At 70.6% G+C, this 23,744-nt stretch carries 20 protein-coding genes; 7 read left to right on the forward strand and 13 right to left on the reverse strand.

Annotation, left to right across the window (positions count from 1 at the left end; genetic code table 11):
- Positions 1 to 238: 238 nt before the first annotated feature.
- A complete protein-coding gene (locus tag AB0368_RS11110; RefSeq protein WP_366153653.1) occupies positions 239 to 1,159 on the reverse strand; it encodes an NUDIX domain-containing protein in 921 nt (306 codons plus the stop codon).
- Positions 1,160 to 1,184: 25 nt separating this feature from the next.
- The gene (locus AB0368_RS11115; protein WP_366153654.1) at positions 1,185 to 2,132 is read right to left on the reverse strand and encodes an NUDIX domain-containing protein; all 948 of its coding nucleotides are present in this window, start codon (positions 2,130 to 2,132) and stop codon (positions 1,185 to 1,187) included.
- 285 nt (positions 2,133 to 2,417) lie between these two features.
- Between AB0368_RS11115 and AB0368_RS11120 the strand changes: the two genes are divergently transcribed.
- Positions 2,418 to 2,741 (forward strand): PspC domain-containing protein, encoded by a 324-nt coding sequence (locus AB0368_RS11120; protein WP_366153655.1) that lies wholly within the window; start codon positions 2,418 to 2,420, stop codon positions 2,739 to 2,741.
- A gap of 160 nt (positions 2,742 to 2,901) precedes the next feature.
- On the opposite strand, the gene guaA is transcribed toward AB0368_RS11120, so the two are convergent.
- The 3 genes from guaA to AB0368_RS11135 form a co-directional block, all read right to left on the reverse strand.
- Positions 2,902 to 4,455: a glutamine-hydrolyzing GMP synthase gene (gene guaA / locus AB0368_RS11125; RefSeq protein WP_366153656.1), complete on the reverse strand. Its 1,554-nt coding sequence runs from the start codon at positions 4,453 to 4,455 to the stop codon at positions 2,902 to 2,904.
- Positions 4,456 to 4,510: 55 nt separating this feature from the next.
- On the reverse strand, positions 4,511 to 6,244 hold the full coding sequence (locus tag AB0368_RS11130; RefSeq protein WP_366153657.1) for a S8 family serine peptidase: 1,734 nt from the start codon (positions 6,242 to 6,244) through the stop codon (positions 4,511 to 4,513).
- Positions 6,245 to 6,353: 109 nt separating this feature from the next.
- Positions 6,354 to 8,171 (reverse strand): S8 family serine peptidase, encoded by a 1,818-nt coding sequence (locus AB0368_RS11135; RefSeq protein WP_366153658.1) that lies wholly within the window; start codon positions 8,169 to 8,171, stop codon positions 6,354 to 6,356.
- A 146-nt stretch (positions 8,172 to 8,317) separates the two neighbouring features.
- Between AB0368_RS11135 and AB0368_RS11140 the strand changes: the two genes are divergently transcribed.
- Positions 8,318 to 9,412, forward strand: a complete 1,095-nt coding sequence (locus AB0368_RS11140) for an LCP family protein (protein ID WP_366153659.1) — start codon at positions 8,318 to 8,320, stop codon at positions 9,410 to 9,412.
- Here the strand turns inward: AB0368_RS11140 and AB0368_RS11145 are convergent.
- From AB0368_RS11145 to guaB, 3 genes are read right to left on the reverse strand one after another with little or no spacing between them, the layout of a single operon-like run.
- The gene (locus tag AB0368_RS11145; RefSeq protein ID WP_366153660.1) at positions 9,402 to 10,814 is read right to left on the reverse strand and encodes a M1 family metallopeptidase; all 1,413 of its coding nucleotides are present in this window, start codon (positions 10,812 to 10,814) and stop codon (positions 9,402 to 9,404) included. The genes AB0368_RS11140 and AB0368_RS11145 overlap by 11 nt on opposite strands.
- A 55-nt stretch (positions 10,815 to 10,869) precedes the next feature.
- Positions 10,870 to 11,988 carry a GuaB3 family IMP dehydrogenase-related protein gene (locus AB0368_RS11150; RefSeq protein ID WP_366153661.1) on the reverse strand — a complete coding sequence of 373 codons (1,119 nt, stop codon included), beginning with the start codon at positions 11,986 to 11,988 and terminating at the stop codon, positions 10,870 to 10,872.
- A gap of 20 nt (positions 11,989 to 12,008) precedes the next feature.
- Positions 12,009 to 13,496 (reverse strand): IMP dehydrogenase, encoded by a 1,488-nt coding sequence (gene guaB, locus AB0368_RS11155; protein WP_366153662.1) that lies wholly within the window; start codon positions 13,494 to 13,496, stop codon positions 12,009 to 12,011.
- Between the two features lie 121 nt (positions 13,497 to 13,617).
- On the opposite strand from guaB, the gene AB0368_RS11160 reads away from it, so the two are divergent.
- Positions 13,618 to 14,019 carry a DUF5319 domain-containing protein gene (locus AB0368_RS11160; RefSeq protein WP_366153663.1) on the forward strand — a complete coding sequence of 134 codons (402 nt, stop codon included), beginning with the start codon at positions 13,618 to 13,620 and terminating at the stop codon, positions 14,017 to 14,019.
- Positions 14,020 to 14,191: 172 nt separating this feature from the next.
- On the opposite strand, the gene AB0368_RS11165 is transcribed toward AB0368_RS11160, so the two are convergent.
- Positions 14,192 to 15,037, reverse strand: a complete 846-nt coding sequence (locus tag AB0368_RS11165) for a helix-turn-helix transcriptional regulator (RefSeq protein WP_366153664.1) — start codon at positions 15,035 to 15,037, stop codon at positions 14,192 to 14,194.
- 230 nt (positions 15,038 to 15,267) lie between these two features.
- Between AB0368_RS11165 and AB0368_RS11170 the strand changes: the two genes are divergently transcribed.
- Positions 15,268 to 15,657 (forward strand): WhiB family transcriptional regulator, encoded by a 390-nt coding sequence (locus AB0368_RS11170; protein ID WP_249609411.1) that lies wholly within the window; start codon positions 15,268 to 15,270, stop codon positions 15,655 to 15,657.
- Between the two features lie 501 nt (positions 15,658 to 16,158).
- Here the strand turns inward: AB0368_RS11170 and AB0368_RS11175 are convergent.
- The 4 genes from AB0368_RS11175 to groES form a co-directional block, all read right to left on the reverse strand.
- Positions 16,159 to 17,676, reverse strand: coding sequence for a molybdopterin-dependent oxidoreductase (locus AB0368_RS11175; RefSeq protein WP_366153789.1), 1,518 nt, complete (start codon positions 17,674 to 17,676; stop codon positions 16,159 to 16,161).
- A gap of 102 nt (positions 17,677 to 17,778) precedes the next feature.
- Positions 17,779 to 18,399 carry a hypothetical protein gene (locus AB0368_RS11180; protein ID WP_366153665.1) on the reverse strand — a complete coding sequence of 207 codons (621 nt, stop codon included), beginning with the start codon at positions 18,397 to 18,399 and terminating at the stop codon, positions 17,779 to 17,781.
- Between the two features lie 82 nt (positions 18,400 to 18,481).
- On the reverse strand, positions 18,482 to 20,131 hold the full coding sequence (gene groL, locus AB0368_RS11185) for a chaperonin GroEL (RefSeq protein WP_366153666.1): 1,650 nt from the start codon (positions 20,129 to 20,131) through the stop codon (positions 18,482 to 18,484).
- Positions 20,132 to 20,201: 70 nt separating this feature from the next.
- Positions 20,202 to 20,516, reverse strand: a complete 315-nt coding sequence (groES, locus tag AB0368_RS11190) for a co-chaperone GroES (RefSeq protein WP_082771855.1) — start codon at positions 20,514 to 20,516, stop codon at positions 20,202 to 20,204.
- A gap of 216 nt (positions 20,517 to 20,732) precedes the next feature.
- Here groES and AB0368_RS11195 point away from each other — a divergent pair, with 216 nt between their 5' ends.
- The 3 genes from AB0368_RS11195 (at position 20,733) to AB0368_RS11205 (ending at position 23,731) form a co-directional block, all read left to right on the forward strand.
- Complete coding sequence (locus AB0368_RS11195; protein ID WP_366153667.1) at positions 20,733 to 21,899, forward strand: class I SAM-dependent methyltransferase; 1,167 nt, start codon at positions 20,733 to 20,735, stop codon at positions 21,897 to 21,899.
- 11 nt (positions 21,900 to 21,910) lie between these two features.
- Positions 21,911 to 22,393, forward strand: coding sequence for a Cys-tRNA(Pro) deacylase (gene ybaK, locus AB0368_RS11200; RefSeq protein ID WP_366153668.1), 483 nt, complete (start codon positions 21,911 to 21,913; stop codon positions 22,391 to 22,393).
- 234 nt (positions 22,394 to 22,627) lie between these two features.
- A complete protein-coding gene (locus AB0368_RS11205; protein ID WP_366153669.1) occupies positions 22,628 to 23,731 on the forward strand; it encodes a substrate-binding domain-containing protein in 1,104 nt (367 codons plus the stop codon).
- The last annotated feature ends 13 nt before the right edge of the window (positions 23,732 to 23,744 follow it).

The raw sequence follows: 23,744 nt of genomic DNA on the forward strand, positions 1-23,744 counted from the left end.
GGTTCTCGGCACGTGCTCCTCCATCTTGGGGTCGGTATGCCCGCCGGCTTCGGCCGCCGCGGGGTGATGCCCATCGCCCGTACGCCTACGGACCGTGATTAAGGCGGGTTACACAATCGCACAGCCGAGGCCTCTTGGCGAGAGACGAATCGACCCTCGTGTGCAACATCGTTCTCTGGAGTTTTCATTCCTCCGCCGGGGCGAGGAGGCACGCACACTGCTCGGCCCTGTGACGAGTCTAACCGAGGTCGGGCAACCCACTTCCCCGATGAGCCCCTTCCTCCGCGAGCCGCCGCAATGCCGAGCGGGCGACTTCGGTCAGATCAAGGTCACCCGCAGTGACCTGGTCGAACCAGCCCGCCGCCGCCGTGGAGCCTCCCGCTTCCTCCGTCACCACAGGTTCTGTCGGCCGGTCCACGGAAACCCTGAACAACACGCGGACGACATGCCAATCCACCGGTACGCCCTCCGGGCCGAGCGCGGCCGGATCGTGCCGGTGCGAGGTTCCCAGGAGGCGGATCACCCGTCCGTGTTGACCGGTCTCCTCGACGAGCTCCCGGGCGAGCGCGACCTCGGGTAGCTCACCGTGGTCGGTGCCGCCGCCCGGCAGGTGCCAGAGCCCGGCCCCCGGATACCCCTCGGCGATCTGCGTGAGCAGGATCCGGCCGCCGGGGTCCGTCACGATCCCGTACGCGCCGAACCGCTGGTTGCCGCGCACCGGCGGCTCCGCGGGGTCTGCCGGCACGTCGGAGGGCGTGACCGGCAGCCCCAGCACCCCGGCGGTGAACGGCATGAGCGGCAGCTCGCCAGGGGTCACCCAGGCGACCCGGTCCGTCGTACCGGCGGCCTCGTCGCGCGGCTCGCCCCCGATGATCTCGACGTCGTAGATGATCCGATCGGTGTGTTCCCACGTATCGGTGTGTGGAAGGCGGAAGACGTCGGCGGTCACCGAGTGGAGGCCCGTGATGCGTACGTGCAGGCCGGTCTCCTCGGCGAACTCCCGGACGACGGTGTCGTCGGGGTCCTCGCCCTGCTCCACGCCGCCGCCGGGCAGGGTCCAGAGGCCCGGGAACGCCGACAGCGAGGAGTTGTGGGCGAGCAGCGTCCGTCCGGCGGCGTCGCGGCAGAGCCCGTACGCTCCGATTCGTCTGACCTTCACGGGCTCCAGGCTAGGCGGCGGAATGTCAGAGCAGCTCAGCGGCCCGCAGGGCCTCGGCGGTGACCTCGGTGAGTTTGTCCGTCGGTAGAACGGCGACATCCTTGAGCGCCATCCAGCACGCCTCGGAGGTGGAACCGCCGACGTCCTTGACGCTGACCTCGGTGGGCCCGTCGACGGCGACCCGGTAGAAGGCCCGGACGCCGTGCCAGTCGATCGGGTAGCCCTCGGGGCCCAGCGAGGCCGCGTCACGGTGGCTCGCCACGCCGAGGAGCTCCACGAGCCGGCCCTCCTGCCCGGTCTCTTCGAGCAGCTCGCGGATGAGGGCGGTGCCGGGCTGTTCGCCGTAGTCCGTCCCGCCGCCGGGCAGGTGCCAGCAACCCTCGCCCGGGTAGCCCGGGGCGATGCGGGTCAGCAGCAGGCGGTCGTGCGGGTCGGTGGCTATCGCGTACGCGGCGAAGCGCTGCGCGCGGTGCAGCCCGTCCGGCCCCGGATAGGCGTAGAAGGACGGGAAGTCGGGAGCCTCCTCGGGGCGCAGGTCGGCGCTGGCCGCCGGCAGCCCCAGCGCGGCCGCCGTGAAGGGCCGCAGCCGCAGCTCTTGCGCCTCCTCGAGGGTGTGCCAGCGGGCGAGGTCGGTCGGCTGGCTGACGCGGTCGATGATGGTGCCGCCGCGGACGGAGACCTCGTACACGAGGCGGTCGGTGTGGATCGTGACGCCGCGGTGCGGCAGCGAGCGCATGTCGGCCAGGACGTCGCGCAGGCCGGTGACGGTGACGGACAGGCCGGTCTCCGCGGCGGTCTCGCGGACGACGGTGTGGTTCGGGTCCTCGCCGTGATCGACGGCGCCGCCGGGCAGGGACCATACGCCGGGGGTGCCGGAGCGGGGCGAGGCACGAACGAGAAGGACGCGGCCGTGGGGATCGGTCGCGACGGCATAGGCCGCAATCCTGCGGAGCGGTTCCAGTGCGGGGGTCACGGGCGGCATCTTGCCCGGTTTATGTTAACTCCAGGAAACGTATGTCGGATTCCTGACAGGGCGATAGCCCTCAGTAACCGCAGTTCAGGGCGCTTCTCCGCACCGATCGCAGCAAGTTCGTAACACACAGCAATACCCCCAGACCTCCCCCCTTCACGGTACGCCGGATCCGGCCGTATCGACGACCATCAGCCGGCGTCGGCGGGTCACCCCGGTACCGGAATCAGGGTCGGACTCCGGGCGTTCACCGAGGCCGCCGGGCGCGGAAAAGCCGACTCTGGAGACATGACTGATCCGACCGTCGCCCCGTACCGGCAACTCCGCCGTCCCCTCGACGACCGCATCGTGGCGGGCGTCTGCAGCGGCATCGGCCGCTACCTCGGCCTCGACCCAGTGCTCATCCGGGTGGCCTTCGCCGGCCTGACCGTGCTGACCTGGGGCACCGCCCTGATCGCCTACCCGGTGATGTGGTTCCTGATGCCGGAGGAGCCGGGCCCGGCCGTCCCGCCGTGGCGCGACCCCGCGGACCCGGCCTGGGGCCGGCCCCCGACCTACCCGCCGGCCACTGAGCCGGCTGCCGCGCCGACGAGCACCCCACCGGCCCCGTGACGGCGGCCGGCACCCCGCAACCAAAGTCGCACTGCGCCCGCCGATGGCGAGGGCGCCGAAACAGACAAGGCGCCCTTTGCCGTGGTCTGTTTCGGCGCCCTCGTCATCGGCTCCCCAGGGCGCAGTGCCCGCCGGAGCGAAGCGGAGGCCAGCAGCTCAGTCACTCCCATTCGATCGTGCCCGGCGGCTTGCTCGTGACGTCGAGGACCACCCTGTTGACCTCCGGGACCTCGTTCGTGATGCGGGTCGAGATCCGGGCGATCACGTCGTACGGCAGCCGCGACCAGTCCGCGGTCATCGCGTCCTCGCTGGAGACCGGGCGCAGCACCACCGGGTGGCCGTACGTGCGGCCGTCGCCCTGGACGCCGACGCTGCGGACGTCCGCGAGCAGCACGACCGGGAACTGCCACACGTCCCGGTCCAGGCCAGCCGCCGTCAGTTCCTCGCGGGCGATCAGGTCCGCCGCGCGCAGCACGTCGAGGCGGTGGCGGTCGACCGCGCCGATGATGCGGATCGCCAGGCCCGGCCCGGGGAACGGGTGGCGCTGGACGATCTCCTCCGGCAGGCCGAGTTCCGCGCCCAGCGCCCGTACCTCGTCCTTGAAGAGCGTGCGGAGCGGCTCGATCAGGGCGAACTGGAGATCGTCGGGCAGCCCGCCCACGTTGTGGTGGGATTTGATGTTGGCCGTGCCGGTGCCGCCCCCGGACTCCACCACGTCCGGGTAGAGCGTGCCCTGCACCAGGAACTCGATGTGGCGTTCGGCGTCGAGCTCGCGGGCGGCCGCTTCGAACGTACGGATGAACTCCCGTCCGATGATCTTGCGCTTTTGCTCGGGATCCGTGACGCCGGCGAGGTGGCCGAGGAAGACGTCGGAGGCGTCGACGACCTTGAGGCGGATGCCGGTGGCCGCGACGTAGTCCTTCTCGACCTGCTCGGCCTCGCCCGCACGCAGCAGGCCGTGGTCGACGAAGACGCAGGTGAGCTGGTCGCCGATCGCCTTGTGCACCAGCGCCGCCGCGACCGCCGAGTCGACGCCGCCGGAGAGGCCGCAGATGACCTGCTTGTCGCCGACCTGCTCGCGGATCGCCGCGACCTGGTCCTCGATGATGTTGGTGGACGTCCAGGTGGGCTCGAGGCCGGCGATGTCGTAGAGGAAACGCTTGAGCATCTCCTGGCCCTGCTGGGTGTGCGCCACCTCGGGGTGGAACTGCACGCCCGCGCGGCGGGTGACGAGGTCCTCGAACGCCGCCACCGGCGCGCCGGCCGAGGAGGCGGTCACCGCGAAGCCGCTCGGCGCCTCCGTGACCGAGTCGCCGTGGGACATCCAGACCGGCAGGTCGGCGGGGAGCTCCCGGAGCAGGGTTCCGGCCTGGGAGGCCGGGGAGAGGACAGTACGCCCGTACTCCCGCGAACCGGTGTGCGCGACCGTGCCGCCGAGCGCCTGCGCCATGGCCTGGAAGCCGTAGCAGATGCCGAAGACGGGCACCTCGTTGTCGAACAGCGCGGGGTCCAGCACCGGGGCGCCGGGTTCGTACACACTGGACGGTCCGCCGGACAGGATGATCGCGGCCGGGTTCTTCGCGAGCATGTCGGCGACCGGCATCGAGTGCGGCACGATCTCCGAGTAGACCCGCGCCTCGCGGACCCGCCGGGCGATCAGCTGGGCGTACTGGGCGCCGAAGTCGACGACAAGGACCGGACGCGGTGTGCTCATGGACGGCGAGTTTACCGGCGCACTGAGCAGCGTCCGGGCGCCGGGGCAGCCGCTGTCAGCGGTACCACGTGCGGGTCGGGGTGTACGAGACGTTGCCGGCGCGGTCGTATGCGCGTACCCGGACCTTGATGCTCTTGCCGAACTTCGCCGTCGGCACCGTGAACGTGTGCCGCGACGCCGTGGAGCTCTGCACCACCCTGCCGTTGACCAGCAGTTCCGCGCGGCGGATCCCGCTGTGGTCGGTGGCCTCCGAGCGCACGGACCTGGTCCCGAGGACGTTGCGGGCGCCGCTCGCCGGACCAGAGGTGATCTTCACGGCCGGGCCCCAGTTGTCGACCGTGACGCGGCGCGTGGCGGTCGCCACATTGCCGCCGCGGTCGTACGCCCGCAGCCCCAGCGCCACGGTGCCGCCGCGGATCGCCGAACGCCACGAGAACGCGTACGGCGCCACCCGGTCGACGCCGACCACGATGCCGTTGGCGAGCAGCTCGACCTTGGCGATGCCCTGATCGTCGGCGGCGCGGGCGGACACCCGTACCGTTCCCCGCACCAGCGCGGAACCGGACGGGGTCACGAAGGAGGTCGCCGGCTCGACCGAGTCGTCCTCGGCCGGCAGCGCGGCGAGCGCGGCCGGTGCGTCCACCCGGCCCGACGACGTGGGCACCCAGGTGCCGGGAATCCTGGCGGCGGAGGAGATCAGCGTCGCCCGGATCGTGGCGCTGCTCGGTACGGGGGTCGTCGACGCCAGCAGCGCCGCGACGCCGGAGGCGAACGGAGTGGCGGAGGACGTTCCGCAGAACTCGCCGACGACGCCGTTCATGCCCTGAGCGGGGTTGCAGCCGGGCGCGGCGATGTCGACCCAGCCGCTGCCGTAGTTGGACCAGCCGTAGCGGGTGTCACTGGAGGTCGTGGCGCCGACCGCGATGGCCGCCGGGATCGCCGCGGGATAGTGCGGCGCCGGGCTGCCGTCGTTGCCCGCGGCGGCGAGGACGACGACGCCCTTGCCGGTCGCGTACGTGACGGCGTCCCGCAGCAGCTCGCTGTCGTCCGCGCCGCCCAGCGACAGGTTGATGATGTCGGCGCCGTGGTCGGCCGCCCAGCGGATGCCCTCGGCGATGGCGCTGTAGGTGCCCATGCCCTTGGCGTTCAGCACCTTCACCGGCAGGATCTTGCAGTACCAGCAGATCCCCGCGATCCCGGTGCGGTTGTCGCCGGCGGCGGCGATGACCCCGGCGGCCATCGTGCCGTGGCCGTTGTCGTCGGTGGCATCGCTGTCGTCATTGACGAAGTCGTGGCCCGCCAGCAGGCGGCCGGAGAAGTCCGGGATGGCCTTCACCCCGGTGTCGACCACGGCGACGACGACACCGCCGCTCCCCGGGGTACGGTCCCACGCCGCGTCGACACCGGTCTTCTCGATGCCCCACTGGCCGGCGAAGGCCGGGTCGTTCGGCGTGGTCGCGGCGATGGTCGCGATGTGATCCTGCTCCACGTAGGCGACCGACGGGTCGGCACGCAGCGCCTCGGCGGCCTCGGCGGCCTGCCCGGCGGGCACGTCCACGGCGACGGCGCCGGTCAACGGCTCGCTCGCGACGACGTCGACGTTCTCCTCGAGCTTGTCGACGACCTCGGCGCTCGTCGCGGGCTCGGGTGCCGCGTCGGCGTCCGCCCGCAGGCCGACGACGAGCGAGACCGGCGCCTGCGCCGCGGCCGGCGCGGCTGCGGCGGGGCCGCTTCCGGCCAGGGCGATACCGCCGGCGAGCAGGCCCACGGTCACGAAGCGCAGCATCATGACCCCACCGTCGGCCGGACCACCGGCAGAACCCGGATCCGCACGGTTGTAGTCGGGTAGCGGAAAGCCCCCGCCGGGAGCGCTCGGCGGGGGCTTTCTCGCGATCAGGTCAGCGCTTGTACGTACGCGTCGCGTCGTACTTGATGTTCTTGGCGACGTCGGTGGCCCGGACCTGCACCTTCATCCCGGATGCGTAGCTGGACGCCTTGAAGCTGAAGTTGTACGGCGCGGTGGTGTCCGTCTGCTTCACCTTGCCGTTGATCAGCATCTCGACCGTGCGGACGCCGTTGGCGTCGGACGCGGTCGCGGTGAGCTTCACGGTGCCGGAGACCGTGGCGCCGTTCGCCGGGCCACTGGTGATCTTCACGGTCGGCAGGATGTTGTCCGCGGTGATCGAGCGCTTGAAGACCGCACGGTTGCCGGCCTTGTCGTACGCCCTGATCTCCAGCGCCACCTTGCCGTTGCGCCCGGTGGTGTCGTACGTGAACTCGTACGGCGCGGTGCGGTCCTGGGCCTTGTAGATCCCGTCCACGTACAGGTCGACGTTGCGCATGCCAGACCAGGGGTCGGCGATGCCGGTGGGCTTGATCGCCACCTTGCCGTGCATGCGCCAGCCCTCACCCGGGGTGGAGAGGCCGGTCAGCGTCGGCGGCTCGGGGTCGGTGGCGATCGTCAGCGCCTTCGCGGCGTCGAGCATGCCGTACGTGACCCAGCCGGAGGGCGAGATCGGCCGCGCCGACTTCAGCAGCGCGCGCTGCATCGACCAGCCGGTGTAGTCGGGGTGCACGGTCTTGATGAGCCCGGCCACCCCGGAGACCATCGGCGCCGCGAACGACGTGCCGGGCCAGCCGGTGTGGTAGTTGCCGTACCGGTCCATGGCGGCGACGACGCCGGGTGCCGCGATGTCGACCCAGGTGTCGCCGCTCTTGTTGAAGCTGGAGAAGCCGGCCCGCTGGTCGGTGTTGCGGCCCGTCGCGCCGACGGCGACCACGTCGGAGTACGCCGCCGGATACTGCTTGGCGGTCTCATGGGTGGTGCCACCCTCGTTACCCGCCGCCGCGACGACGAGCACGCCCTTGAGGTTCGCGTACGACACCGCGTCGGCGAGCACCTGGCTGGAGCCGGAGCCGCCCAGCGACAGGTTGATGATCTTCGCGCCCGCCTTGGTCGCGTACACGATGCCCTTGGCGACGTTGCTGTCGTAGCCGTTGCCGTTCTTGTCGAGCACCTTGACCGGGATGATCTTGCAGCTCCAGCAGCCGCCGGCCATGCCCTCGCCGTTGTTGCCGCGCCCCGCGATCAGCGACGCGACCGCGGTGCCGTGGCCGTTGGGTCCCGCGCCGCTGACGTCGTCGGCCGCGTTGGTGGTGTTGCTGACGTAGTTGTAGCCGTCGAGGACCGCGTCCGCGAGGTCGCCGGTCTTCGTCACGCCGGTGTCCACCACCGCGATTTTGACGGCGGCGTCGCCCGTTGTGGTCTCCCACGCCTCGGGAAGCCGGACGTTGTCGACCTCAACCTGCAGCGGGAGGTGCGGTTCGTCCTCGTCCTTGCCGGTGTAGAAGGGGTCGTCCGGCGTGACGGCGGTCATCTTCCGGACCCGGTCGACCTCGACGTACGCGACGTCCGGGTTGCTCTTGAGCGCGGCGATCACGCGGTCCTTGCGGGCCGGGGAGACCTCGATGGTCTGCGCCCGCAGCGCCGACATGGCCTGCTGCGCCGGACCCGCGGCGTCGATCTCACGCACGCCCATCGCGGACACCGCGCCCAGCGGGGCGGCGGTGCCGACGCCGGATTTGAGCCCGACGACGAGCCGAACGGGAGCGTCCGGCGTCTCATCGGCCAGGGCCCAGGTCGAGACACCGGCGGTCGCGGCGACGACCGCAGCCGACAGCGCCGCGACGACGACGCGTCGTGGAACGAGCTTCATGTAGGACGGCCTCCCCGTTATCGACCGCCGCCTCGGCGAATCGCGGCGGTCAGCGTACGGGCGATCTTGTTCTTGTCCATACCCCGTTCCAAAAGACGAGATCTTGGGCCATTGAGCAGCTTGTTAGCGTCAATTACTGTTCCAACATGCGGACCAAGCGAGGCTTGTGGATCGTCCTGGCGGCCGTGATAGTGCTGCTGGGGGCCGGTACGGCGTTCGCCTTCACCCTTCGCGGCGACTCCGGTGAGCCCACGGCGGCGCCCGCACCCAGCGCGCCGACGGCGAGCGCTGTGCCCACGACGGCCAGCCCCGCCCCGCCGCCGGGCGCGGACCTCACCGGGCCGCTCGACCTGCTGCTGATCGGCGTCGACACCCGGGTGAGCATCCCGGACTGGCAACCGCACGCCGACGCCATCATGCTGCTGCACGTCGATGCGGGCCTGAAGACCGGATATCTGTACTCGCTGCCCCGGGATCTGAGGGTCGACATCCCCGCGTTCGCGCGCAACGGCTACGGCGGCGGCCGGCACAAACTCACCGAAGCGATGAGTTACGGCGCAAGGGTGCCCGGAACGGACCGGGCGAACGTCGCCCAGGGGTACGAGCTGCTCTCCCGGACCATCAGCAGGTACACCGGCATCCGGTCCTTCGACGCGGGCGCGATCCTGACGTTCGACGGGCTCAGCCGGCTGACCGATGCGCTCGGCGGCGTCACCATGACGATCGACCAGAAGGTGGTGTCGCAGCACCGCCGCCCGGACGGCACCGCCCGTACGCTGCGCCCGGGTGGCGGCGGCTACGTGGGTCCGCAGGCGACGTACCTGCCCGGCACCCGCAAGCTGGTCGGCTGGCAGGCCATCGACTACGCGCGGCAGCGCTACACCGCCGGCGGGGACTACACCCGCCAGCGGCACCAGCGGCAACTGGTCAAGGCGCTGCTCACCCAGGCCGAGGACGCCGGTCTGGCAACCGACCGGACCAAGCTCCAGGCGGTGCTCACCGCGCTGGGCGACACCCTGGTCGTCTCCGGGACGCGGACACCGATCGAGTACGCGTACGCGCTGCGCGACCTGGCCCCCTCCGGCTTGACCTCGGTGGGCCTGCCCGGCGACTCGGTCTTCCACAACGGCGGCTACATCGGCGAGCAGCTTGACGCGACCGGGCGCGCGTTCCTGCGGGCCGTGGCGGCGGGCGACCCGGGCGCGTACCTCGCCGAGCACCCCGAGCTGATCAAGAAGTAGGTTTCGGCTGGGGTGTCGTGCCGAAGAGCCAGCCCTGGAAGAAGTCGGCGAGGTCCTTGCCGGAGACCTGCTCCGCGGCATTGATGAAATCGTCGGTGGTGGCGTTGCCGTCGCGGTGGTCGGCCGGGAACTTCTTCAGCAGCGCGAAGAACGCGTCGTCGCCGATCGTCTTGCGCAGGGCGTGCACGATCATCGCGCCGCGCTGGTAGACGGCGTCGCCGAAGATCCGGTCCGCGCCCGGGTCGCCGGTCGGCACGTGCCAGTCGAAACCCTTGTAGGCCCGGTCGAACGCCTGCTGGGCGGTCTGCTCACCCTTGTGCTCCTGCCAGAGCCATTCCGCGTACGTGGCGAAGCCCTCGTTCAGCCAGATGTCCTGCCAGCGCTCGAGGGCCACGCTGTCGCCGTACCACTGGTGGGCCAGTTCGTGCGCGACGACCACGGGGTTGGGCTGGGTGCGGAAGAAGACGCTGCCGTACACCGGGCGGGACTGGGTCTCCAGCGCGTACCCGACCCGGGCGTCGTCGATCACCACCCCGCCGTACGCGTCGAACGGGTACGGCCCGAACTGCGTCGCCAGAAAGTCGGTGATCTCGCCGGTCCGGGCGAGGGACCGGGCGGCGGGACCGTCCGCGGGCAGCGACTCGGGAATCGCGATGACCATCGGCTTGCCGGCGTGGGTGCTGCTCGTGATCCTGTACTGGCCGATGACCACCGTGGCGAGATAGCTGGCCATCGGCTTCGACTCGGTCCAGCGCCAGGTGGTCCACCCGCCGGCGGTCGCCCGCTCCGCCGGCACCCCGTTGCTGATCGCTTCGACGCCCTCGGGCACGGTCATGGCGAGCGCGAACGTCGCCTTGTCCTTCGGGTGGTCGTTGACCGGGAACCAGGTGCTCGCCGACTCCGGCTGGCCGAGCGCGAAACCGCCGTCCTTGGTCCGCATCCAGCCGCCGTCGCCGAGCGCCTCGTTGGTCAGCGCCTTGGGCTCGCCGCCGTACTCGACGACGACGGTGAACGCCTTACCCTTCGCGACACCCGCGGCAGGGGTGACCACCAGCTCGTTCTTCTCCGCCTTGCTGGTGGCGGCCTGCCCGTCCACGGTCACCTTGCTCGCGGTCAGGTGGGCCAGGTCGAAGTCGAAGCGGGACAGGTCCTGCGTCGCGGTGGCCGTGATCGTCGCGCTGCCCTCGAGCTTCCCGCTTGCCGGGTCGTACTTGAGCTTGAGGTCGTACCCGGCGACGTCGTACCCCCCGTTGCCGTACGTCGGGAAGTACGGGTCGCCGGCGCCGTCGGACCCCGGCGCGAAACTCGGCGCGGCGCCGGCTCGCGGCTGTTCCTTCTTGTCGTCGCTGCAACCACTCAAAGCCAGCACGGCGACGGTGACCGCCGCGATTACCACCCGCATCGCCTACTGCTCCCCCCGTGTCACGTAGGTACGACCCTACGGGGGAGAAGCACCCTCATTTGTCGAGGACGAGGCTCACCTTCTGGAATTCCTTGACGTCGTGGTAGCCGCACTTGGCCATGGCGCGCTTGAGACCGCCGAACAGGTTGAGCTGGCCGTCGGGCCGGTCGGCGGGCCCGTAGAGGATCTCCTCCAGGGTGCCGTCCGGCTCGCCGGCGATGCAGAAGCCGCCCCGGGGCAGGCTCGGGTGGCTGGCCGCCGAGTGCCACCAGGCGCCACCCGCCGGGGCACCCTCGGCGAGAGACAGTGGCTCGCCGAGCATCACCGCATCGGCGCCGCAGCCGATCGCCTTGGCGATGTCGCCGGACGTCTGGATGCCCCCGTCCGCGATCAGGTGGACGTAGCGGCCACCGGTCTCGTCGAGATAGTCGCGACGCGCCGCCGCCGCGTCGGCGATCGCGGACGCCATCGGCACCCGGATGCCCAGCACGGTGTCCGTTGTGGACCACTCGTCGGCACCGACGCCGACGATCACGCCGGCTGCGCCCGTACGCATCAGATGCAGTGCGGTCTTGTAATCCGTGCACCCGCCCACGATGACCGGAAGGTCGAGGTCGGCGATGAACTCCTTGAGATTCAGCGGCTCGTCCGTCGTGGACACGTGCTCGGCGCTGACCAGCGTGCCCTGGATGACGAGCAGGTCGACGCCGGCGTCGAGGATCACCGGGGCGAGCGCAAGGGTGTGCTGCGGCGACACCCGGACGGCGACGGTGACGCCGCCATCGCGGATGGTCCTGACGCGTTCGGCGATCAGCTCGGGCCGGATCGGCTCGGAGTAGACCTCCTGGAGGCGCTTGGTGGCGTCGGCCTCCTCGTCGAGGGAGGCGAGCTCCTCGAGGATCTTGGTCGGGTCCTCGTAGCGGGTCCACAGACCCTCGGCGTTGAGCACGCCCAGACCGCCGAGGCGGCCCAGGGCGATCGCCGACGCGGGGCTCATGGTGGCGTCCGACGGGTGCGCGACGCAGGGGATCCGGAACGGGTACGCGTCCACCTTCCAGTCGGTGGACACGTCATCCACGTCCCGGGTGCGGCGGCTCGGGACGATCGCGATGTCGTCCAGGTGATACCCGCGCTGGGCGGTCTTGCCGAGCCCGATCTCCACCACGTCGCGCATGTCGGTTACCTCTTTACGGGTTAGCGGGAGTGGTAGTTGGGGGCTTCGACGGTCATTTGGATGTCGTGCGGGTGGCTCTCCTTGAGACCCGCAGCGGTAATCCTGATGAGCTGACCGCGCTCCTGCAAGTCCGCGATGGTCTCCGCTCCCGCGTAACCCATCGACAGGCGCAGTCCGCCGACGAGTTGCGCCATCACCCGCGACAGCGGGCCGCGGTAGGGCACCTGGCCCTCGACGCCCTCGGGAACCAGCTTCTCCTCCGGCACGTCGTGCTGGAAGTAGCGGTCCTTGGAGTAGGACTTCGCCTGCCCGCGCGACTGCATCGCGCCGAGCGAACCCATCCCCCGGTACGACTTGAACTGCTTGCCGTTGACGAAGATGAGGTCGCCGGGGCTCTCCTCGGAACCGGCGAGCAGACCGCCGAGCATCACGGTCTCGGCGCCCGCCACGATCGCCTTGGCGATGTCGCCGGAATACTGGACGCCGCCGTCCGCGATCACCGGCACGCCGGCGGGCTTGCAGGCCCGGGCCGCCTCCATCACCGCGGTGATCTGGGGAACGCCGACACCCGCGACGATCCGGGTGGTGCAGATCGCGCCGGGCCCCACACCGACCTTCACCGCGTCGGCGCCCGCCTCGACCATCGCCTTGGCGCCCGCGTACGTGGCGACGTTGCCGCCCACGATCTCGGTGGTGGTGTCCTTCTTCAGCCGGGCGATCATGTCGAGCACCTGCCGCTGGTGGCCGTGCGAGGTGTCGACGATAATCACGTCCACGCCGGCGTCGATGAGGCCCCGGGCCCGCTTGTAGGACTCGTCGCCCACGCCGATCGCGGCCGCCACGCGCAGCCGGCCCTGGGGGTCCTTCGTCGCGTTCGGGAACTGCTCGCTCTTCGTGAAGTCCTTGACGGTGATGAGGCCCCGCAGCCGCCCGCTGTCGTCGACCAGCGGCAGCTTCTCGACCTTGTGCCGCTGGAGCAACGCGAGCGCGTCCTCCTTCGTCACCCCGACCGGCGCGGTGATCAACGGGCTCTTCGTCATGACGTCGCGCACCTTCGCGCCGTCGTCAGTGATGAACCGCATATCACGGTTGGTGACGATGCCGACCAGCGTGCCGTCACCGTCGACCACGGGCACACCGGAGATGCGGTATCTGCCGCAGAGCGCGTCGACGTCGCGCAGCGTGTCGTTGGGGCTGCAGGTGACCGGGTGGGTGATCATCCCGGACTCCGACCGCTTCACCAGGTCGACCTGGGCGGCCTGGTCCTCCGCGGAGAGATTGCGGTGCAGCACGCCGATGCCACCCTCGCGCGCCATCGCGATCGCCATCCGCGCCTCGGTGACCGTGTCCATGGCCGCGGACAGCAGCGGGATGGTGAGTTCGACGTTGCGAGTCAGCCGCGTGATGGTGTTGACCCGGCTCGGCACCACGTCGGATTCACCGGGCTGCAGGAGAACGTCGTCGAACGTCAGACCGAGAGGAACCAAGCGCGCGGAGTCAGTTTCCACAGATCATCCCTAGCGAAGAGGCGGAGTGTTACATCCTACTCATCGGTCAGGGCGTACCCGAGGGGGCGGACAGCACGTGCGGGCCAGCACACAGTGCCCCTTGATGGGTACGGTATACAGCGTGCAAGAAGAGCCCATCGACCCGTTCAACGGCGACCCCGCCGACCCGGCCGCGGGACTCGACGACCTCGCCGAGGACGCCGAGCAGGATCCGCTGACCGAGGTCGAGCGGCAGGACGTGCTCGAGGACCTGTCTGACCTGGAGATCTACCAGGCGCTGCTGAGCCCGACGGGGATCCGCGGCCTGGTGATCGAGTGCGAGGACTGCCACGAACCGCACTACTTCGACTGGGACCTGCTGCGGGGAAACCTGCGCCATCTGCTGTCCAGCGGGCGGCCGCGGGTGCATGAGCCGGCTTACGACCCGGATCCGGATCACTACGTCACGTGGGAGTACGCGCGGGGTTATGCGGATGGCGTACACGACACCCTGACGGAGGGGACGGACGACGAGCCGTCCTGAGACCTACCGAAGACTGACCGACGCCGACGGCGGGCCGCCCTTGTGGGAGACCCGCCGTCGCTCGTTCACCTGCGGCCGACCCGCGGTCGCCTGATCACCTGCGGCCGATCTGACCGGGCCACCCCGCCCGGCCTTGATCGCCACGTCTGATGCCGCCGGCGATGTGTTCTCGTCAGGCCACCAGGCCGGCGCGGAATCCGGCCGCCACCGCGTGGGCGCGGTCGCGGGCACCGAGCTTGCGGAAGAGCCGCCGGGCGTGGGTCTTCACCGTGTCCTCGGACACGAAGAGCTCCCGGCCGATCTCGGCGTTGCTCTTGCCGTCGGCCATCCCCCGCAGCACCTGGAGCTCCCGCTCGGTGAGCGTCAGGCGGCGGCCGGCCGGAGCCGCCTCGCCGACCCGGGGGTCGTTGCCCGGCCAGACCAGGGGTCGCCCGGTCGCCGGGTCGATCTCCGAGCCGTCCCCCCGCTGGGAGGGGACCATCGGCGAGTTCGGCAGCATGGCCGGGATCCCCGCGGAGTTCGGGGTGCCGGCCATCGCCAGGCCGTCACGGTGCAGCCCGCGGGCGGCAGCCGAGTTGTTGTTGCGCCCCGCTCCGCCCACGGCCGCGGGCTGGGCGTTCGCGCCGTTGATCGGCATGCCCTGCGGGCGTACCGGCAACAGCAGGAGCAGGAGCGCCTTGGCGACCACACTGACCAGGTCGTGCTCGACACCGCGGATGACGCCACGGGCGCCGGCGGCGACCGTGGCGGCGGCGACCCGGGGGTCTTCCGCGCCGAAGAGAACGACCTGCGCCTGTGGGGCGCGGGCGAGGACGCGCCGGGTGAAACCGACGCTGTCGGGACGGGTCACGGCGGTGTCGGCCAGAACCACCTCGGCCGGCCTTTCAGCCAGACGGATCATGGCCTCGGTCTCGCTCACCGCTGTCCGAACCACCCCGGTCATGCCGAGCCGGGCCGCGGTGGACGCGACGGTCTGGGCCGCCAGTGGGGTACGGACGCACACGAGGACGGTACGCACAGTGATCCTCCTTCTCTCTCAGAGGAGATCACGCGAGGGCCGCAGCATTACGCGCTTTAGATGGAAAAAATGGGAAAGATCGGTACGGCTTTCGGCACCAGTGAGATACGGCAGGCGAAGACATCGACAACTCGTGTGTGATCCGACGTTTGCCGGGGTACACGGGCGGCAGGCCTGAGTCAGGCCCTTCATGACAACACTCCGCGGTGCCGCGCGGGAGGAGGGTGTTGATGTCGAACGTTCGTAGACTGCCCGGGCCCATCGCCGACCTTTGGGACTGGCAGCGACTCGGCCTGTGCAGGGGGCGCGACAGCGCCCAGTTCTTCCACCCCGACGGCGAGCGCGGATCTTCCCGCAATCGCCGGGAGGCGAAGGCCAAGGCCATGTGCGGCGCATGCCCGGTACGGGCCGAGTGCGCCGCCCACGCGCTGGCTGTCCGTGAGCCTTACGGCGTCTGGGGAGGTTTCAGCGAAGCGGAGCGGCTGCGGCTGCTCGCGGTCGGCTGGGATGACCTTGCCGATCGGCATCACGGACGGGTCGACCTTGCCCGGCTCGAGGCACGCCTCGGCCGGCCCCACAAGTCCACGGTGCCGGCACAACGGCAAGCACCGGCGGCCTGACGCCGCCCGACGCGCGGCATCACCACCACACACCTGACGACGCGGTTCCCGGCCGGGAGCCGCGTCGGCGTTTGTAACGGCATGTCAGCCGCATCGGTGAACATGCAAGCCACCGTATGAGCGAACTTCCCCTTGACGTCGGACGAAAAGTGCGGCTTTCGCGTGACACCCGATCAACCGGTTGTGTCCGCCCATCCCGCCCGCCGCGACTCCCCGGTGATGCATCCTGCCTGGTCAGCCGCGTGCCGCCAGCGTGACCATCCGATTTGCGCACGCACAAGCCGCGCACGGCGGGCTTGACGGCAAGCCCGATTGGCACACCGACCCCAGCGGCACATCGCGACGCCGGCGCCGAGGGCACCGACGCCGGCGACAACGACGACGCGATCCGGGTGCGGCGCAAACGGGCGTGCGGGCGTTCCGCGCAGCGATCCGGGTAGACCGGGCAGGACGACGTTCGGTTCGCCCTGGGGGGCGAGCGCACCAGGACGCAAGCTGGGCTCACTCCACGGTGATCTGCACGGTGTGCCAGCCCGTGGCGCCGTCCGGGGCTGGCGAGGCTCGGGTGCTCGTCTGCGTCTGGCCGTCGGCGTCCGTCGCGCGAACCCTCAGCGTGTGGTCGCCCGGCGTTGCCTGCCACTGGTGTGACCATTGGACCCAGGTGTCCGCGGACACCGCGGGCGCCAGCGTTGCCGTCGCCCAGGGTTGCGCGTCGACCTGGACTTCCACCTTGGTGATGCCGCGGTGCTGGGCCCAGGCCACGCCGGCGATCGTCACCGTTCCCGGTTTGCGGCGGGCGCCGTCGCGGGGTGTGTCGATGCGGGACTGCGTCTTGATGGGTGCCTGGGCCGACCAGCCCCGGGGCACCCAGTACGCGTCGAAGTCAGCGAACCGGGTCAGCTCGATCTCGGTGATCCACTTGCAGGCGGAGACGTAGCCGTACAGGCCGGGGACGACCATGCGGACCGGGAAGCCGTGGGGCACCGGGAGGGGCCGGCCGTTCATGCCGATGGCGAGGAGGGCGTCGCGACCGTCGCGCAGGACGGATGCCGGGGTGCCGCAGGTCCAGCCGTCGACCGAGCGGGACACCACCTGGTCCGCCTCCGGCAGCGGCTGGGCCTCGTCGAGCAGGGCCTTGATCGGGGTGCCGAGCCAGAGCGCGTTGCCGATGAGGTCGCCGCCCACGTCGTTGGAGACGCAGGCGAGCGTGACGTAGCGCGAGACCATCGGGCGCTGCAGCAGCTGTTCCCAGGTGATGGTGAGGGGGTTGCGGACCATGCCGTGGATGTGCAACTGCCAGGAGGCGGGGTCGACCTGGGGCGGGTACAGCGAAGTGTCGATGCGGTAGAAGTCGGCGGCCGAGGTGACGTAGGCCGTCGCCCCCGGGACCTGGGCGCCGGGCGGGATCGGCGGGGGCGGTTGCGCCGGCGGGGGCAGCACCACGGCCTGCCGGGCGGCGGTGACCGCGCGGCGGGAGGTCAGGTAGCGGCCGCCGAAACCGCCGACGGCCCCCACGGCCGCCGCGATGCCGACGCCGACGAGAAAGCGGCGCCGGCCACCGTCGAGCGGCGGCGGAGCCGCCACGGGTGCGTCCGGAGAAGAGACGGAGGCGGCGAGAGCGATCAGATAGCGCAGCGCGGTGGCCGCCACCAGGCCGGCCACGAGGGAGGGCACCGCGGCGGCGAGACCCGCATCGTGCCGGGTCAGCGCGGCGACCACGCCGATGACGGTGAAGAGCGCGACCCCGCCCAGGGCGAGAACCCAGGAGCGCAGCGCCGCCATGCCCACCGCGGCGGCATAGCCGGCCAGCAGCACCATCGTGCCCGTGATGAGCGCCGTCTTGTCATGCGTGCCGAAGACGGCGATGCCGAAGTCCTTGACCGGCCCGGGAACGGTGTCGACCACCACGCCCCCGACGGCGAGAAGCGGAGAGGATTGCGGTCCGATGAAGGCGGCCACCACTTCGCCGAGCCCGAGCCCCGCCGCGGCAGCCGCCACCCCGGCCAGGCCTGCCCGCAGAAGGGCGGCCCGGAGCGAGGCGGCCCCGCCCGGGGCAGGAGCAGCGGGAGGACCGGAAAGCTTCACGCGATCCATCCTGCCGCGCCTGCCCGGGAATGGCTCTTACGAAGTCATGACGGCCGGTCGCAGTGGCGGCAACGCCGCGACCAGCGAGTCGAGCAGTTCCACCGCGCACCGCTCGGCCCGCGGCTCGGGCAGCTTCGGCACCCCGGTCGCGGGCAGGTCCCAGACGACCCGTCCCGGCGACAAGCTCTCCAGGGCCGCGTACCACTGCTGCAAGGGCTCCCTGAGCTGCACATGTGCGGCGAAGTTGCGCCGCCGGCGGGTCTCGTCCCCGTCGCGGCGGAGCTGCAGCGTCGCGATGTCCGGCAGGCTCACGAGGACGGCGTCGGCGAAGCCCAGCCGCCCGCTGCGGAACGCCTCCCGGGTGACCGCCAGCTCCCGGTCGAACTGCGCGCGCGGTGCGAGCCCGAGCGCCGCCATTCCCCACGCGTAGTGCAACTTCACCGGGTCGGTGTCGCAGAACGCGATGCCGTCCTCGCGTTCCAGGTCGAGGGCCGTGGCCCAGCGTTGCGTGCCGGCCCGCACCCAGTGGCGGGCGAGCGCGACGGCGTCCGCCGGTTCGCGGCCGGTCATCTGGTACTCGGCCACGTGTCTGCCGACGTACCGGCGGCACCAGGAGGTCTTCCCGGCCGCGGTGGGTCCCTCCACGACGACGATCATCCGCGCACCTTTCCCCGGTTCTGCATCACACACGAGAAGGGCGCGCCGCGGAAGCGACGCGCCCTTTCGCCGAAACTACCGGTCAGAAGCCCGGGCCGTGCTGGTGGCCGTGGCCACCGTGGCTGTGCCCGTGGCCGCCGCCCGCGGCGGGCTCCGGCTCGGCCGGCTTCTCCACCACGAGACCCTCCGTGGTGAGCAGCAGGCCGGCGATCGACACGGCGTTGGAGACCGCGTTGCGGGTCACCTTGACCGGGTCGATGATGCCGGAGGCGGCGAGGTCGACGTACTCGTCCGTGGCCGCGTTGAGGCCGTGGCCCCAGCCCAGCTCGGCGACCTTGCCCACCACGACGTAGCCGTCGTGGCCGGCGTTCTGCGCGATCCAGCGCAGCGGCTCCACCAGCGCCTTGCGGACGATCGAGACGCCGACCGCCTCCTCGCCGGTGAGGCCGAGGTTGCCGTCGAGTGCCGAGACGATGTGCGCCAGGGCGGCGCCGCCGCCGGGGACGGTGCCCTCCTCGACCGCGGCCTTGGTCGCCGAGATGGCGTCCTCGATGCGGTGCTTGCGCTCCTTCATCTCGACCTCGGTCGCGGCGCCGGCCTGGATGACGGCGATGCCGCCGGAGAGCTTGGCCAGGCGCTCGGAGAGCTTCTCGCGGTCCCAGTCCGAGTCCGAGGCCTCGATCTCCTTGCGGATCTGCGCGACGCGGTCCTCGATCTCGGACTTCTTGCCACCGCCGTCGACGATGGTGGTGTTCTCCTTGTCGACCACGACGCGCCGGGCGGAGCCCAGCATGTCGACGGTGACCTGGTCGAGCTTGTAGCCGAGCTCGGGGGCGATGAGCTCGCCACCGGTCGCGATCGCCATGTCCTGCAGCATCGCCTTGCGGCGGTCCCCGAAGCCGGGGGCCTTCACCGCGGCGACCTTGAAGGTCTTGCGCAGCGCGTTCACCACGAGGGTCGACAGGGCCTGGCCCTCGACGTCCTCGGCGATGATGAGCAGCGGCTTGCCGGCCTGGAGAACCTTCTCCAGCAGCGGGAGCAGCTCCTCGACGCTGGAGATCTTCTGGGTCGTGATGAGGATGTACGCGTCCTCGAGCACGGCCTCCTGCGCCTCGGCGTCGGTCACGAAGTTCGGCGAGATGAAGCCCTTGTCGAACTGCAGACCCTCGGTGACGACGAGTTCGGTGCTGAGCGCGGAGCCCTCCTCGACGGTGATGACACCGTCGCGGCCGACCCGGTCCATCGCCTCGGCGATCAGCTCGCCGATGGTGGCGTCCTGGGCCGAGATGGTGGCGACGTTGGCGATCGACTTGTGGTCGCCGACCTCGACCGCCTTGGCCAGCAGAGCCTTGGAGACGGCCTCGGCGGCCTGGTCCATGCCCCGCTTGAGGCCGATGGGGTTGGCGCCGGCGGTCACGTTGCGCAGGCCCTCGCGGACCAGCGCCTGGGCGAGCACGGTGGCCGTGGTGGTGCCGTCGCCGGCGACGTCGTTGGTCTTGGTCGCCACTTCCTTGACGAGCTGGGCACCGAGGTTCTGGTACGGGTCGGTGAGCTCGATCTCCTTGGCGATCGTGACGCCGTCGTTGGTGATCGTGGGTGCGCCGAACTTCTTGTCGAGGACGACGTTGCGGCCGCGCGGGCCGAGGGTGACCTTGACCGTGTCGGCGAGCGTGTTGACGCCGTGCTCCAGCAGGTGCCGGGCGTCGTCAGAGAAACTGAGGATCTTCGCCATGTGTAGGTCCCTTCACGCACCACCGCCCTGGCCCCAGGTGCGGGCCAGGGCGGGAAGCACTGTCAGTAGGTCACTTCTCGATGACCGCGAGGACGTCGCGGGCGGAGAGCACCAGGTACTCCTCGCCGGCGTACTTGACCTCGGTGCCGCCGTACTTCGAGTAGAGGACCGTCTCGCCGACCTTGACGTCAACCGGGATGCGGTTGCCCTTGTCGTCGATGCGGCCCGGGCCTACAGCGAGGACGGTGCCCTCCTGCGGCTTCTCCTTGGCGGTGTCGGGGATCACGATGCCCGACGCCGTGGTCGTCTCAGCCTCGTTCGCCTGGACCACGATCCGGTCCTCGAGCGGCTTGATCGCAACCTTGGTCGCGGTAGTCACGGGCATACCCTCCTGGGTACAGGTTTCGCCGGCCAGCTTCGGCCGATCTCATGCCTCATGCCACCGGGCGGGGCCGTCGTCGCGGGTGCCGGTCCGCCTGGCGCAAGCGCACTCCCCGGGACGGGGCGCGCGCTGGCACCCTCGGGTTGAGAGTGCTAATCGGAGATTATGCCGGAACTAGCACTCCGTCAAGGAGAGTGCCAACACGGCAGAATGACTCCCGTGGACCTCGAACTGCTCGCCTCCCTGCGTACCCCGGAAGGGTCCGAGGCTCTTGCGGCCGCGGCCGAGGTGGCCGGCGGAGATCCCTTGGCAGCGGCCTCGGCCCTGCGGTCGCGCGGTATCGCCGCGCCGCTCGCCGCCGCTGCGCTCACCCAGACCGACCTGCGGCGACGCGCGGAGAGCAAGTTCGGGGCCGAGGCGGCGGCGATGTTCTTCACCCGGCCCGGCTTCGAGCAGGCGACCCGCGCGGTGGTGGCCCACCGCCGCGCCGCCCGGCTGCGGGCCGCCGGCGTCGAGACCCTCGCCGACCTGGGCTGCGGGCTGGGATCGGATGCGCTGGCCGCGGCCCGGCACGGGATCCAGGTGTACGCGGTGGACGCCGATCCCCTGACCGCGGCGGCGGCCCAGGCGAACGCGGCTGCCGCCGGCCTCGCCGAGCTGGTGACCGTGGAGTGCGCGGACGCCACCACGGTCGAGGTGGAGAAGTTCGACGCGGTCTTCGCCGATCCGGCCCGCCGCCGCGCGGGTCGTGGCCGGGTCATGGACCCGCAGTCGTGGTCGCCACCGTGGGACTTCATCGCGGCGCTGCCCGGGCGGGTGCCGCGGACGGTGTTGAAGCTGGCACCCGGCATCGACCATGCCCTGCTGCCACCGGGCGCCGAGGGCGAATGGGTCAGCGTCCACGGCGACCTGGTCGAGGCGGCGTTCTGGTGCGGGCCGCTCGCGGAATTCGCACGGCGGGCGAGTCTATTGCCGTCGGGGGCCGGGCTGCACGGCTCGGGGTTCGAAGCGGCGCCGGTCGGACCGGTGGGCCGGTTCCTGTACGACCCGGATCCGGCGGTCGTCCGCTCGCACCTCGTCGCCGAATTCGCGGCGGAGATCGGCGGCCGGCTCGCCGACCCGGAGATCGCGTACGTCCACACCGACGATCCCGTGGACACGCCGTACGCCCGCCGCCTGGAGATCACGGACGTGCTGCCCTTCTCGCTCAAGCGGCTGCGCGCGTTGCTGCGCGAACGTGGGGTGGGGCGCGCCGAGATCCGTAAGCGCGGATCGGCGTTGGAGCCCGAGCAGCTCCGCCGTGACCTGCGCCTGCGGGGCAGCGGCTCGGCGTCGATCGTGCTGACCCGGGTGGCGGGCGCGCCGACCGTACTGCTGTGCCGTTAACCTCGCTGATCGTGGCTAAGAAGGCGGCCGGGACGCCGGCGACCGTAGTGCTGTCCGCGGCGAAGGTGCCGCACGAGCTGCACCCGTACGACGTTTCGCCGGACGCCCCCAACTACGGCGCGCTGGTGGCCGAGGCGCTGGGCGTACCCCTGGAGTCGGTGTTCAAGACGCTGATCGCCGAGGTGGACGGGGCGCTGACCGTGGCCGTCGTACCGGTGACCGGGGATCTTGATCTGAAGGCGCTGGCCGGGGCGGCCGGTGGGAAGCGGGCGACGCTGGCCGACCGGGCCGCTGCCGAACGCAGCAGCGGTTACGTGCGCGGCGGCATCAGCCCGCTCGGTCAGCGCAAGCGACTGCCCACGGTGATCGACGACTCCGCGACCGCGCTCGAGCGGATGTACGTCTCGGCCGGCCGGCGGGGATTGCAGGTGTCGATGGCCCCTGCGGACCTGATCCGGCTGACCGAGGCCGCCACGGCCAGGATCCGGACATAAGTCCCGCACCGTTACGACACCGTTACGACCAAACCGGATCTTTCTCCGGAGAACCTCCGATTTCGGATCGCGAAGTGACCTAGCGTCACGTTGTGAGTACGCCATGCCGGTTGTGCTGCACCGTGCCACGGGAATACGTTGCCCGACGCAACAAAAACATCATGGAGTGGCATCCCGGCTGCGCGCGCGAGGAATCCGAGGCAAGATCCGGATTGATCCGAGAGGACACTAGGAATGCGTAAGGGAATGTTCGCTCTTGCCGCGGCAGGTCTGCTGGCCAGCGGCAGCATGGCCGCATGCGGCGGCGACAGCGGTACCGACTCCGGCAGCGGGGGCACCAGCGGCTCATCCGTCGGCAAGATCGGCGTCATCCTGCCCGACACCGCGAGCTCCCAGCGATGGGCCTCCGACGACCCCAAGTTCCTGAAGGCGGCGTTCGACGCGGCGGGCGTGCCGGCCGACATCCAGAACGCCCAGGGTGACAAGAGCCAGTTCCAGACCATCGCCGACGGCATGATCTCGAGCGGCGTCAAGGTCCTCATGATCGTCAACCTGGACTCCGGTACGGGTAAGGCGGTCCTCGACAAGGCGGCGTCGGCGGGTATCGCGACGATCGACTACGACCGGCTCACCCTGAACGGCGGCGCGAAGTACTACGTGTCGTTCGACAACGTGGCGGTCGGCAAGCTGCAGGGCGAAGGTCTGGTCAAGTGCCTGACCGACATGAAGGCCACCAAACCGATGGTCGCCGAGCTCAACGGCTCCCCCACCGACAACAACGCGACCCTCTTCAAGGAGGGCTACGACTCGGTGCTGAAGCCGAAGTACGAGTCGGGTGACTACGTGAAGGGCCCGGACCAGTCGGTGCCGGACTGGGACAACGCGCAGGGTGGCACGATCTTCGAGCAGATGCTGACCCAGAAGAAGGACATCAAGGGCGTGCTGGCCGCCAACGACGGCCTGGGCAACGCCGCGATCGCGGTGCTCAAGAAGAACAAGCTCAACGGCAAGGTGCCGGTCACCGGCCAGGACGCCACCGTGCAGGGCCTGCAGAACGTGCTCGCCGGCGACCAGTGCATGACCGTCTACAAGGCGATCAAGCAGGAGGCCGACGCCGCCGCCGACCTCGCCATCTCGCTCGCCAAGGGCGAGCAGAAGTCCGTCTCCCAGAGCGTGAAGGATGTGGAGTCGGGCAAGGACGTGCCGTCCGTCCTGCTCACCCCGAAGGCGATCTTCAAGGAGAACGTCAAGGACGTCGTCGCCGACGGCTTCGTGACCAAGGACCAGCTGTGCACGGGCGACTTCGCCAAGCTGTGCACCGAGTACGGCGTGAGCTGACCGCGGTAGAACG

Origin of the sequence: Actinoplanes sp. NPDC051475 (genome assembly GCF_040689425.1) — a bacterium.
Classification (GTDB): Bacteria; Actinomycetota; Actinomycetes; order Mycobacteriales; family Micromonosporaceae; genus Actinoplanes.